The sequence below is a fragment of the Bacillus aerius genome (assembly GCF_029894105.1).
GTDB lineage: Bacteria > Bacillota > Bacilli > Bacillales > Bacillaceae > Bacillus > Bacillus altitudinis.
This window is the reverse complement of the sequence record NZ_JARYHO010000001.1, coordinates 697,258-710,260: the sequence shown is the minus strand read 5'-3', so window position 1 is coordinate 710,260 and position 13,003 is coordinate 697,258. Positions and strand designations below refer to the sequence as shown.

The following is a 13,003-nucleotide window of genomic DNA, read 5'->3' as shown; positions in this document are numbered from 1 at the left end:
TTTTTTGCCAACCTTTATTTTTCATTACTTTCTAATTCCTCAATCATCAGCGACAGTTCTGTCCAGCGGTCCATCGCTTGTTCTAATTCTTCAGCGACGGCTTTTTGCTTGTCCATCAGCTCTTGAATTTTCCCAAAATCACTGCCAGCCTCAGCAATGCTGGCTTCGAGCTGCTGGTGTTTGTCCTCTAGTGCTTGTATCCGATCTTCAATCCCATCCCATTCAAGCTGGTCCTTATAGGATAGTTTTTTCCTCTTTTTCGGTGCAGCTTCTACTTGTTTTTCAGCTGGTTTTGTCTCTGTCCGCTTCTGTTCTTTTTCTTGCTCCATGTAATCGCTGTAAGCACCTTGGAAGTGTGAAATACGTCCATTCCCTTCAAACACAAGCAGACGATGGACGACTCGGTCTAAGAAATAACGATCATGCGACACGGTGATGACTACGCCTGGGAACTGCTCCAAATAATCCTCTAAAATGCTGAGCGTCTCTGTATCAAGATCATTCGTCGGCTCATCTAAAAAGAGAACATTCGGCTCTTCCATCAATACCTTCAATAAATACAATCTGCGGCGCTCTCCCCCTGACAGCTTGCGGATAAACGTGCGCTGCATGGATCTAGGGAATAAAAATCTCTCCAACATCTGCTCTGCTGTCACAATGACGCCATCTGCCGTTTTGACAATTTCAGCTGTTTCTTTGATGTAATCAATGATATTCAGCTCTTCATTCATTTCGTTATGGTCCTGCGTGTAATAGCCAATGCGGACTGTTTGTCCAATGGTCAATTGTCCGTTCGTCGGTTCTATTTTACCCGCCAGGCAATTGAGTAAAGTTGTTTTGCCCACTCCATTCGGTCCGATAAATCCGATGCGATCACCTGGCACGACTAAATCGCTGAACTGATCCACAAGGGTTTGACCAGCAAATGTGATGCTGATCTCTTCTGCCTCAATCACTTGTTTTCCAAGCCGGTGAGAACCGATCGCAAAATCAAGCTCTCCTTTTGCATCAGGTCCCTTTTGATCCTTCAGCTCTTCCACTCTGCCGATACGTGCTTTTTGCTTTGTCGTTCTAGCCTTTGCCCCTCTTCTCAGCCATGCAAGCTCACGTCTAAGCAGGTTTTGACGTTTCGTTTCTTTTACTTGAGCTTCTGCTTCTCGTTCCGCTCTTTTTTCTAAAAAGACTTCATAATTTCCTTTATATGTGTAAAGCTGCCCCTGATTTAATTCATAAATCCGATTAGCGACGCGGTTTAAGAAATAACGATCATGGGTGACAAGAATGACAGCCCCGCTGTATTGACTCAAATATCCTTCAAGCCATTCAATGGTTGCGTTGTCTAGATGGTTTGTCGGCTCATCTAAAATCAGCAAACCCGCAGGCTGGATTAAGTTTTTGGCGATCGCCACACGCTTTTTCTGTCCGCCTGATAACGCATGAACAGAACGGCTCACATCTTTGACACCAAGCTTTGTCAAAATCGTTTTCGCCGAAAGGTTCGCATCCCATGCGTCGTCCTGATCCATTTTATTTTGCATACGCATAAGCGCTTCTTGTTTTGCCTCGTTTTGTGGATCATGCTCTAAATCAGCCAGCGCCTGTTCATAGGCTTTCATCGTTTGAATCATTGGTGCTGTTCCTGAAAAAATATAGTCGAGAATCGTTTCATCTCCGCTCATTTTAGGATCTTGCTCAAGAAATTCGATATCAAGTGTCCCTGCCTTTGTAATGTCGCCTTCCTCAAATGATTCAAGTCCTGCAATGACTTTTAAAAGCGTTGACTTCCCTGTTCCATTCGGTCCAATTAACCCGATGCGTTCCTTTGGTTCTATATGAAAAGAGATATGATCAAACAGCGTTTTTTCGCCATAGGTTTTATATAATCCTTCTACATTCAATAAACTCATTTTATCAGCCCTTACATAGATTCTTCCTTTATTTTAAATCAGCCAGTAGCAGAAAACTAGTTTTAAAAAAACCCGCTGCTGAAAAGAATGTTTCCTTTTGATGCTCGATACACTATGAAGAGGTGATCTAAAGATGATAACCATTAGTTTATGTATGATTGTGAAAAATGAAGAAGAGGTTTTGGCTGACTGCCTGTCTTCTGTTCAAGACATTGTAGATGAGATGATCATTGTTGATACAGGATCAACGGATCAAACAAAGGACATTGCTCACTCCTTTTCAGCAAAGGTACTCGACTTTGAATGGGTCCAGCATTTTGCAAAAGCACGCAATTTCGCTTTTTCCCATGCGACAAAAGAGTATATCTTATGGCTGGATGCCGACGATGTCCTACTTGAAGAGGACCAGCAAAAACTGCTTCAGCTCAAACAGACGCTTGATCCCGCAGTAGATGCCGTCTCGATGTTTTACCATGTTGGATTTAGTGAGGACGGTCAGGTGAATTTTAAATATAGAAGAAATCGGCTCGTCAAGCGTGCCTTGAACTTTCAGTGGTATGGGGCCGTTCATGAGTTTCTTCAGGTGTATGGCAACATCTTACCGGCTGATATCGCCGTCACCCATCAAAAGCGTAAGAAAACAACCGCTGGAGAGCCTGGACGCAATCTGCGCATTTATGAAAACATGCTTGCAAAAGGCGAAGAGATGACGCCTCGCGATCTCTTTTACTTCGCCAATGAATTACGAGATAACAAGCAGCATGTGAAGGCGATTCGCTTTTATCACAAATTTTTAGCCACAAAACAATGCTGGATTGAGGATGAAATTCGCACATGCCAAAATTTAGCTGACTGCTATTATGCAGTCGGTTTTGAGGAAGCCGCCTTATCCTCCTTATTGCGATCCTTCTTATATGATCAGCCCCGTCCAGAATTTTGCTGCCGGATTGGGGATCATTTCAAAGCACAAAATAAATACAAAGCGGCCATCTATTGGTATGAGCAGGCACTGAAGGCACCTGAAATCGAAACAGCCTTTACACTAACACAATATAAAACATGGTATCCTCACCTTCAGCTTTGCTATTGTTATTATCAGCTCGGTGATTTGGCTCAAGCCAAAACCCATCATCTTGCATCCTCAGCCCATTACCCAACCCATCCTAGTGTGCTGTACAACGAAAAAATATTTGCTGAACAAACGTAAATCTCCTGTTATCACATCCGCCTGTCACATGACGGCGGATGTTTTTTGATACACATTAGCCTTTTGTGACATTTAATACTTTAGCGATTTAAAGCGTTTTTCAACCAATTGACTAAATTGTCATTTACGCATATACTAACATTCGTCTTACGAAAAGATTTATCCATTAGGAGGTCAACATGAGTTCTTTATTTAGAAAAAAGTCTCTCGACCAGCTCATGCTTGAAAGTCAAACGAAGCGGTTGAGCCGTTCTTTGAATACATTTGATTTAATCTTGCTTGGCATTGGCTGTGTGGTCGGGACTGGCATTTTTGTGATAACGGGGGTTGCGGCTGCGAAAGATGCGGGACCTGCGATTATTATATCTTTTATTTTGGCTGCGATCGCATGCGCCCTTGCTGCTTTTTGCTACGCTGAATTTTCCTCGTCCATTCCAGTGTCAGGAAGTGTCTATACGTATTCTTACGCAACACTTGGGGAGTTTCTCGCCTTCTTAATGGGCTGGGATCTCATGCTTGAATATGTGATTGCCCTCTCTGCTGTTGCCAGTGGATGGTCGTCCTATTTTCAATCACTGCTCAGTGGATTCGGTCTGCATATACCGAAGGCTTTATCGGCTGCACCTGGAACCGTTGATGGGGCCGTCTTTAACCTGCCAGGCGCACTTATTATTTTGCTCATCACCTTTATCGTCTCAAGGGGTGTCAAAGAAAGCACTAAGCTGAATAACATCATTGTGCTGATCAAAATCGCGATCGTTCTTCTATTTATCATTTCAGGCTTTGCTTACGTCAAACCTGAAAACTGGACACCTTTTATGCCGATGGGCTTCGACGGCGTGATCGCAGGAGCGGCAACTGTCTTTTTTGCTTACCTTGGTTTTGATGCAATCGCTAATGCATCAGAAGAAGTCAAAAACCCGCAAAAAGCAATGCCAATCGGAATTATTGGCGCGCTCGGTGTTTGTACGATTTTATACATCGGGGTTTCATTTGTCTTAACAGGCATGGTTCACTACACGAAGCTGAATGTCAGTGACCCTGTCGCTTTTGCTTTACAAGTGGTTGGCCTAAATAGTGTCGCTGGTATTATATCGGCAGGTGCTATTATCGGGATTACGACAGTGTTAATTGCACTTGTCTACGCTCAGGTTCGTTTAACCTTTGCTATGAGCCGAGATGGACTCATGCCGAAAATCTTTTCAAACGTTCATCCAAAATCGAAGACACCGGTTGCCAACACTTGGCTGACAGGCGCTGTTGCGGCATGTATCGTTGGTTTCGTCAACTTATCAACACTTGCTAATTTAGTCAGCATCGGTACACTTGCGGCCTTTACGGTGATTTCAATTGCAGTGATCGTTTTACGGACAAAACACCCGAATGTCAAGGCAGCTTTTAAAGTACCATTTGTTCCTGTTCTCCCCATTATTAGTGCAGTCGTATGTATCAAACTTGCCACGACACTTTCATGGGTGACATGGAGAGCCTTCCTCATCTGGGTAGCGATTGGTGTCGTTGTGTATTTCACCTACGCAAGACGAAAAAGCCATTTGAATCAAACCCATTAGAAAAGAGACACGGGGAATCCCGGTCTCTTTTTTGTTTAAATCACACTGTTTTTCACTGAATTCGAATCCACCATATCTGGATCGAGTACGCTTGAAATCGGAATGACAAGCGGTGAACAATCTCCATTGTCCTCACCAAAACCCCGGTTCAATTTCATCGAGAGAAAATAATCGATCTGCTGATAAGGTCCTAGCGTCAGTGATGCCCCCCGATCCATTGCATTGATTTTAAAAGCACCGACATTGACGACTGAGGGTGAGAATAACATCACACATCACTTCCTTGAAATAGGTTTAGCTGCTGGCGAAAAAGAGGCAGGTGAGTCCACTTGATCTCGATCATCTACATGGCTCTTTGTTCCGACAAAACCGCTGGCATCTCCAAAATTCTGTCCGTACCCCTGATTTTTTTTATCTGAGTTTTGCCACTCTGCTAACAAATTTTGTCCGACATTCACCGCCGACGCATTTTCAAAGGAATTAATTTTTAACATGAAAATATTAATATTGATATACGGAGTTGGTTGAACCACAGATAAACCTCCTTTTTATAGGTATATGCGAGCACCCATCAAGTATGTTAACAGGAGGTCTTCACATGGACTTCGAAAAAATGAAGCAGTGGATGGACATTGCCCAGCAAATGCATGGAGATGATTTTTGGAAAATGATATTCGATGATGAGCAAAGATCTCCCTTTATGGCAAATGGTCCGTCTCCCTTTACATTCTCGCAGCAAGATCAGCGAGGAACAGATGCATCGTTTCCACCAGTCGACATTGTGGAAACCCCTACTGAATTTCAGTACTTAATTTATCTGCCTGGCTACCGGAAGGAAGATGTTCAGGTGCTGTCATATGGTGAATATTTAGTTGTAAAAGGACAGCGTTTTTCCTTTTTTAACGAACAGGATTTTCGCCAAAAACAAGGGAAGTATGGTCCGTTTGAAAGAAAAATTCGGCTCCCAGATATGATTCTTGGTCAAATGAATGCGGCTTTTAAAGACGGCGTGCTATACATTCGCTTGCAAAAGGATGAAGGAAAAGCAACTGCGATAATCATAGATGACGAATATTGATACTGACTGCGTCTATTAGATCACGATCATCAATCGTTTCAATCGGCAAGATCGTGATCACGTCATCGGCATTTTGTTCACCAAAACCATTGTTTCTTTTGATCGTCGAGCAGTGATTTCGTACGATCGTCGAACCGAATGTCATCGAGGACCCTGTACCAATCGTATTCGTCTTCATATGGGTAATCTGAATGCGTGTAGGCAGCATGCACTTCTCCCCTTTCATGTATCTCTATAAGTATATACCGGGCAGCTTTTCCATAGACTAGAGCAAGGCGAAAGAAAAGGTTGTGGTCCACTTGAAACATTTCATTCAATCACTCTTTAAAAAAACCGAAGCCAGTCCATCCCCATCTGTCGTCGAGCTGGAAAAAAGACTCACCGCTCTTGAGCAGAAAATGTCTGCACCTGCTCCGCCTGTCTCGGAGGATACGCACATTCACATTGAATCACTGCATGTGGACAAAATTGACTACCATTTAGAGTTTGGTGAGCTTTCCATTGATCAGCTTAAAGGCAGACTCAACATTGGAGCCACCTATTACACGCCAAAGGACCCGCACCTCAAAAAGGCAGCTTCAGTACCGAAGCCAAAAGAAACAAAAACACCAAAAGTCTCCATTCGATCAAAGTCTTCATCTCAGCACGACCGGAAGCCAGAAATAAACCGCAAGCACAATCGCTACAATACTGATCACATTTAGCCAAAAACCAGCCTTGACCATATCAGATATTTTCAGCACGTCCGCACTAAAGACAGCCGCATTTGGTGGTGTGGAGATTGGCAACATAAACGCACATGAAGATGCTAACGCAGCCGCAGCCATTAAGCCGTACGGCTCCATGCCAATTGCAAGTCCAAGCCCTACTGTAATCGGAATGATCATGTTCGCAACTGCTGTATTAGACATAATTTCGGTCATAAATAAAATAGAAGCCGTTAAAATAATTAGCAGCATGAGGTACGACAGCCCATTTAAATGCTGTAAATTTTCCCCGATCCATCCTGTTAGATTCGTTTCCGCAAATCCTGTAGCAAGCGAAAGCCCGCCTCCAAATAAAAGCAATAGCCCCCATGGCAACTGCTTCATATCCTGCCATTCTAGTATTCTCTCTCCATTTGTCGCTGGAATGAGAAATAACAGCATCGCCCCAAAGATTGCGATCGACGTATCCGAGACAGGAAGCCCGCCAAACAAAAAGATTTTAAAAATCCATAAAAAAGCCGTCATAAGAAAAATAGCAAAAACCCATTTTTCTTCTTGTTTCATTTTGCCTAAATCCTCTAAACCCTTCTGTATAAACGCCGCTCCCATTTCACCTGTGTGCTCTACCTTGAACTGTATCTTGGTCAAATACAGAAATAAGAGAATGAGCAGAACAGCCGCCACCGGAAAACCAAACAAAAACCATTCAAAAAACATAATTTCTCGATCTAATAGCTTTTTTGACATCGCTGCAAAAACAGCATTTGGCACAGACCCAACGAGTGTCGCCAGTCCGCCAATAGAGGCTGAATAAGCGACCGATAATAGGATGCTTTTACTGAATCGGTCAAGAGATGCACCAGACAAAATATCGTTCGCCTTCACCTCTTTAATCACAGCCAGTGCCACAGGCAGCATCATCAGTGCTGTGGCTGCATTTGAAATCCACATAGATAAAAAGGCCGTTGCCATCATAACCCCTAATACAATGCGGTCACTTCTTGTGCCTATGATGTTTAAAATATGTAAGGCCATTCTTCTATGTAAATTCCATTTTTCAATAGCAATGGCAATCATAAATCCGCCCATGTACATAAAAACAATCGGGTCTCCATAAGCTCTTGATGTTTGCTCCATCGATAGCCCGCCAAGTGTTGGCAAAAGGATGATGGGCAATAAAGAGGTAGCCGGTATAGGCAAAGCTTCTGTGACCCACCATGTCGCAGTCCAAGCCGTAACGCCCAGTACCACTCTTGGTGCATAGGTCAATTCACTTTCTGGAATGAGCAAAAAAATAAGCAAAAAGAAGATCGGTCCAAGAACAAGTCCAGTCAGATTCACTTTTTTATAAACGATCACAATTCCTCCTTCATGAAAACGCTTTTAATTTTTTCTAATTTTTCACATTCGATGATCACATAAAAAATCCTTTAAATCATAAGAAAAAATGAAGAGATCCTTCAGCAGCAACTGTGTCTTGCTTCATATTTCCACTTCATGACTTGGTCTATTTTCATAGGAGAAACTATACAAATCCTACACAGTAACTGTAAACTATAGAGGATCTAATCAAAAATTGAGGTGTTTTCATTGTATACAGATCAACGAAAATCATTTTGGAAACAGAAAAAAGTCATCATTCCCCTTCTTAGCATCATCGCGATTGCTGCTGCTCTCTTTTTCTTAAAAGATACGCTTTTCTCCAAAGAAAAAGAGGCGCTGAAAGCCGCTGAATCCTTTACGAAACATCTGGAGAAAAAAGAATTCACAAAATTGGCAGATGAGGTCACAAGCGGCTCTCTGAAAGCCAATGACTTTTCTAAAAAACAACTTGCCGAAAAATACGATCATATCTTTAGCGGCATCGGTGCGAATGATCTAAACGTCTCAAACGTCAACGTAGAAAAACAGGACAAAGGAAATGGGTATCAATTCACCTATGAAGTCACGATGAAAACGTCACTTGGAAAACTGAACAAACTCTCTTACAATGGCGTTCTCTCCGAAGAGGATAACGAGTGGAAAGTAGACTGGAAACCAAATCTCATTTTCCCGCAAATGGAAAAGGGTGACACCATCAAAGTGACAACGGATCCTGCGGTACGCGGAAATATTGTAGATCGAAAAGGGCGCACGTTAGCAGAAACAACTGGTGGACACGCACTAGGCATCATCCCTGGAAAGCTCGGGACAGGCACGGAAAAAGAAAGCAACATCAAAAAAATCAGCAGCGCTTTTGATATAGATGAAGAGCTGATTCAAAATCAGCTGAAACAAGCATGGGTCACAGATGACACATTTGTCCCGCTAAAGTCTATGTTAGAGCAAAAGCCGATTCCAAAAGACATAAATGGCGTCACCTATCAAACGAAGGAAATGCGCTACTATCCATATAACGAAGCCGCTGCTCATCTGACAGGCTATGTGGGAAAAGCAAATGCGGATGATATCAAAAGAAATCCAGCTTTAAAGGCGGATCAAATCATCGGCAAAACCGGCCTTGAATTCACATTTGACAAGAACTTAAGAGGACAAGATGGCGGAAGCATCCTCATTATCCATGATGAAACAGGTATTGAAGAAACATTACAAAAAACAGACCGAAAAGACGGAAAAACAGTCAAGCTGACCATTGATGCATCTTTACAGAAAAAAGCCTATCAACAGCTGAAAGGTGAAAAAGGGGCTGTCACCATTATGAATCCATCATCAGGTGATTTATTAGCGCTTGTTAGCACCCCTTCTTACGATGTCAATTTAATGACCAACGGGATCACGCCTAAACAATACCAAGCATACAGTGAAAATCCTGATCTCCCATTCCAAGCTCGATATGCGAGCAGATATGCACCAGGATCTACATTCAAAACCATTACAGCAGCGATTGGACTGGAAACAGGTGTCACAAAACCTAATAAAGTGCGCACCATTCATGGACTGAAATGGCAAAAGGATCAATCATGGGGAAATTATCGCATTACACGGGTTCATGACAAAGAACAAGTCAATATGGTCGATGCCCTCGTGTACTCAGATAATATTTATTTTGGACAGGAAGCCCTTGAAATCGGCAAAGATCAATACGAGAAAAAAGTGAAAACATTTGGGTTTGGCGATGATTTAAACATGCCGTTTACAATGAAACCGGCACAAGTGTCTAACGACGGGATCCAATCAGACATCTTACTCGCCGATTCAGCCTATGGCCAAGGAGAAATACTCATGTCTCCAATTGAACAAGTACATGCCTATTCTCCATTTGCAACAGGAGGAAAGCTTGTGTACCCTCGAGTCATTCAGGATGAAAAAACAACATCACCAAAACAGATCATCAAAGAAGATACAGCAAATACGGTGAAGGACGCACTAACTCAAGTCGTCACCAATTCAAACGGAACCGCTCACTCGTTGCAAATAAAAGGGGCTGATATAGCCGCTAAAACGGGAACAGCGGAACTAAAGAGCAAACAAGGTGCGACAGACGGTACTGAAAATGGATTTTTACTTGCGTTTAATCCTAAAAAAGAAGATTATGTCCTCGTCGGCATGATTGAAGGTGTGAAAAACCGTGGAGGCAGTGGACTTGTCATTCAAAAAATGAAGCCTGTCATCGCTTCTTTCTATAAATAACCCTTAAGAGACACACGCTCCATCAAGCGCATGTGTCTCTTTTTTTCTAAATCATGACAATTTGCTATTGTTTTATAGTTCACCTTATGAATAAAATGAGGAGAATGAAAAAAAGAAAACAAGTTGAATGAAAGGAGGAAGTCTCATTGGCTATTGCTGCTCAAACAAAGAATAAACCTCAAAAAGCGGTCACCGGTTCAACGGTTTATCCTATTTTATTGATTATTGGTATTTGCCATATGCTCAACGACACATTGCAAGCCGTGATTCCTGCCATGTTCCCTATTTTAGAACGCTCAATGGGGCTGACCTTTACTCAATTAGGGCTAATCGCCTTTACATTAAATATGGTCTCCTCTGTCATGCAGCCTGCGATCGGGTGGTACACAGATAAACGGCCGATGCCCTATGCACTGCCTATCGCATTATTTTCAAGTGCTGTCGGCATTTTCGGCCTTGCGTTTGCGCCATCATTTGCGACCATCCTACTGTGCGTCGTCTTTATTGGACTCGGCTCTGCGATTTTCCATCCAGAGGGCTCACGGGTTGCCAACATGGCAGCTGGTCCTAGACGCGGTCTTGCTCAATCTATCTATCAAGTCGGTGGAAATACAGGTCAAGCCTTTGCTCCGCTAATCGCTGCATTAATGCTCGTTCCTCTCGGTCAGCCAGGTGTGGCTTGGTTTACGATTGTTGGAATGATTGCTGTCGGTTTCCTTCTCTATATTTCGAGATGGTACGCAAGAAAGCTTCAAACCATTCGAGCACAAGCGAAAAAAGCGCCTGCAAAAGCAGCAAGATCTGAACTTCACCGCAAGTCAGCGCTCACAGCACTTGGCATTATCGTCTTTCTTATTTTCGCGCGTTCTTGGTATGGAAATGCGATCTCGAATTTCTATGCGTTTTATGCGATTGAGCAATATGGTTTGACGATTAAAGAATCACAAACTTATATTTTCTTATTTCTTATATTGGGTGCGATTGGGACATTTTTAGGCGGGCCGCTTGCAGACCGCTTCGGCAAGAAAACCGTCATTTTAATTTCTTTATTAGCATCCTTTCCGCTTGCCCTGCTTCTCCCATTTGCCGGACCAGTTTTTGCTTATGTTTTACTTGGACTCATTGGGATCATTCTGACCTCAAGCTTCTCTGTCACCGTGGTCTATGCCCAAGAACTATTTCCCGGGAAAATTGGCACAATGTCTGGTTTAACTGTTGGGCTTGCGTTTGGTATGGGAGCGATTGGATCCGTTGCCCTCGGCTCATTAATTGATGCAGTCGGTTTAACGCCTACCATGATCGGTGTCGCCTTTTTACCGATATTAGGCATCCTAGCCTTCTTACTGCCAAGCGATCAGACCATAGCGAAATGGAATGAATCATAAAAGGTAAAAACCGCTCAATAAATGAGCGGTTTTCAGCTTGTAGACAAAGTCTACAAGCTTTTTTGTATAATAAGGGTAATAACACATTTCTGTGGGGGATGAACATGTTATCGAAACGTGAAGAAGAAAGAAGAAATCAATTAGAAGTAGTGGCCTTAGATGAATTAGTGCCTGAAGATCATCTTGTACGAAAAATTGATCAAGCGATCGATTTTGATTTCGTGTATGATCTTGTCAAAGATCATTATAGTTCTGATAACGGCAGACCAAGTGTGGATCCCGTTGTTCTTATTAAAATGGTTTTGATCCAATACCTATTTGGCATTCGCTCTATGCGTCAAACCATTAAAGAAATTGAAACTAATGTGGCTTATCGTTGGTTTATTGGATATGGATTTTCGGAGAAAATTCCGCACTTTTCTACCTTCGGTAAGAACTACGTGAGACGCTTTCATGATACAGATTTATTCGAACAAATTTTTTATCGAATCTTAAGAGAAGCGATGAAAAAAGGTCTAGTTGATCCATCTATCGCTTTCATTGATTCAACTCATGTAAAAGCAAACGCCAATAAGAAAAAACTTGAAAAGAAAATTGTTCGAGTAGAAACGAGAAGTTATCAAAATCAGCTTCATGAGGAGATCAATGTTGATCGTGAGGAACATGGAAAAAAGCCGTTACCCCTACAGAATAAGAAAGAGAAAAAAGAAATCAAGGTCAGTACAACTGACCCAGAGAGTGGCTACTATGTAAAGGATGAACGTGAAAAATTATTTGCTTATTCATTTCATACGGCTTGTGATTCAAAAGGATTTATTTTAGGATCACTGGTCACTGGTGGAAATGTTCATGATAGTCGTATGTTAGATTCACTCGTATCAAAGGTGACAAAGAAAGTCGGAAAACCCAATGTAGTCGCAGTTGATGCTGGATATAAAACACCATATATCGCCAAGTTTTTAATGGATCAAGAGATAAGACCTGTCATGCCTTACACCCGCCCGAGAACAAAAGCTGGTTACTTGAAAAAGAATGAATACGTATATGACGCACATTTTGATTGTTACATTTGCCCAAACGGGCAAATTCTTTCTTATCGTACAACGACTAGAGAGGGATATAAGCAATATGCGTCCGATTCAGAGGTATGTAAATCCTGCTCGTTTTTAGATAACTGTACACAAAGTCAAAATCACACCAAACAGATTCACCGACATATTTGGCAGGACTACCTAGACGAAGCAGACCATCTGAGACTCACTGAAATGAATAAGAACATCTATGCAAAACGGAAAGAAACGATTGAACGCGTTTTTGCGGATGCAAAAGAAAAGCATGGAATGCGATGGACGAAACTTCGAGGATTGAAAAAAGTTTCGATGCAGGCGATGCTTACTTTTGCTGCCATGAATCTTAAGAAATTAGCAAACTGGACATGGAAAGAGCCATGTCCAGCGTAAAGCAACTGATCAATTTTATCAAAATAAGTGAAAACCCCACTTTTACTTGAAGTAAAGG

Annotated in this window: 12 protein-coding genes; 7 read left to right on the top strand and 5 right to left on the bottom strand. The window is 42.3% G+C overall.

What is annotated here, in order from left to right:
- Nucleotides 1–14: 14 nt before the first annotated feature.
- The gene (locus M2353_RS03620; protein WP_284724966.1) at nucleotides 15–1,907 is read right to left on the bottom strand and encodes an ABC-F family ATP-binding cassette domain-containing protein; all 1,893 of its coding nucleotides are present in this window, start codon (nucleotides 1,905–1,907) and stop codon (nucleotides 15–17) included.
- A gap of 133 nt (nucleotides 1,908–2,040) precedes the next feature.
- On the opposite strand from M2353_RS03620, the gene M2353_RS03615 reads away from it, so the two are divergent.
- On the top strand, nucleotides 2,041–3,114 hold the full coding sequence (locus M2353_RS03615) for a tetratricopeptide repeat-containing glycosyltransferase family 2 protein (protein WP_041090656.1): 1,074 nt from the start codon (nucleotides 2,041–2,043) through the stop codon (nucleotides 3,112–3,114).
- A gap of 179 nt (nucleotides 3,115–3,293) precedes the next feature.
- Nucleotides 3,294–4,685 carry a branched-chain amino acid transporter BcaP gene (gene bcaP, locus M2353_RS03610; RefSeq protein ID WP_284724965.1) on the top strand — a complete coding sequence of 464 codons (1,392 nt, stop codon included), beginning with the start codon at nucleotides 3,294–3,296 and terminating at the stop codon, nucleotides 4,683–4,685.
- A gap of 35 nt (nucleotides 4,686–4,720) precedes the next feature.
- Here bcaP and M2353_RS03605 read toward each other — a convergent pair whose 3' ends face one another.
- Nucleotides 4,721–4,954: a hypothetical protein gene (locus tag M2353_RS03605; RefSeq protein ID WP_284724964.1), complete on the bottom strand. Its 234-nt coding sequence runs from the start codon at nucleotides 4,952–4,954 to the stop codon at nucleotides 4,721–4,723.
- 6 nt (nucleotides 4,955–4,960) lie between these two features.
- On the bottom strand, nucleotides 4,961–5,218 hold the full coding sequence (locus M2353_RS03600) for a hypothetical protein (RefSeq protein ID WP_212361132.1): 258 nt from the start codon (nucleotides 5,216–5,218) through the stop codon (nucleotides 4,961–4,963).
- Nucleotides 5,219–5,283: 65 nt separating this feature from the next.
- On the opposite strand from M2353_RS03600, the gene M2353_RS03595 reads away from it, so the two are divergent.
- Complete coding sequence (locus tag M2353_RS03595; RefSeq protein WP_008344182.1) at nucleotides 5,284–5,763, top strand: Hsp20/alpha crystallin family protein; 480 nt, start codon at nucleotides 5,284–5,286, stop codon at nucleotides 5,761–5,763.
- On the opposite strand, the gene M2353_RS03590 is transcribed toward M2353_RS03595, so the two are convergent.
- Nucleotides 5,744–5,971: a hypothetical protein gene (locus tag M2353_RS03590; RefSeq protein ID WP_058336484.1), complete on the bottom strand. Its 228-nt coding sequence runs from the start codon at nucleotides 5,969–5,971 to the stop codon at nucleotides 5,744–5,746. The genes M2353_RS03595 and M2353_RS03590 overlap by 20 nt on opposite strands.
- A 91-nt stretch (nucleotides 5,972–6,062) precedes the next feature.
- Here M2353_RS03590 and M2353_RS03585 point away from each other — a divergent pair, with 91 nt between their 5' ends.
- Nucleotides 6,063–6,467, top strand: a complete 405-nt coding sequence (locus M2353_RS03585) for a hypothetical protein (RefSeq protein WP_056705609.1) — start codon at nucleotides 6,063–6,065, stop codon at nucleotides 6,465–6,467.
- Here the strand turns inward: M2353_RS03585 and M2353_RS03580 are convergent.
- Entirely contained in the window at nucleotides 6,399–7,829 is a 1,431-nt protein-coding gene (locus M2353_RS03580) for an SLC13 family permease (protein WP_284724963.1), read from the bottom strand. The genes M2353_RS03585 and M2353_RS03580 overlap by 69 nt on opposite strands.
- A gap of 231 nt (nucleotides 7,830–8,060) precedes the next feature.
- On the opposite strand from M2353_RS03580, the gene pbp4 reads away from it, so the two are divergent.
- The 3 genes from pbp4 to M2353_RS03565 all read left to right on the top strand — a co-directional run bounded on the left by pbp4 (nucleotide 8,061) and on the right by M2353_RS03565 (nucleotide 12,945).
- A complete protein-coding gene (pbp4, locus tag M2353_RS03575; protein ID WP_284724962.1) occupies nucleotides 8,061–10,100 on the top strand; it encodes a penicillin-binding protein PBP4(5) in 2,040 nt (679 codons plus the stop codon).
- A gap of 146 nt (nucleotides 10,101–10,246) precedes the next feature.
- On the top strand, nucleotides 10,247–11,485 hold the full coding sequence (locus M2353_RS03570) for an MFS transporter (protein ID WP_056408120.1): 1,239 nt from the start codon (nucleotides 10,247–10,249) through the stop codon (nucleotides 11,483–11,485).
- 104 nt (nucleotides 11,486–11,589) lie between these two features.
- Nucleotides 11,590–12,945: an IS1182 family transposase gene (locus tag M2353_RS03565; protein ID WP_284724961.1), complete on the top strand. Its 1,356-nt coding sequence runs from the start codon at nucleotides 11,590–11,592 to the stop codon at nucleotides 12,943–12,945.
- The last annotated feature ends 58 nt before the right edge of the window (nucleotides 12,946–13,003 follow it).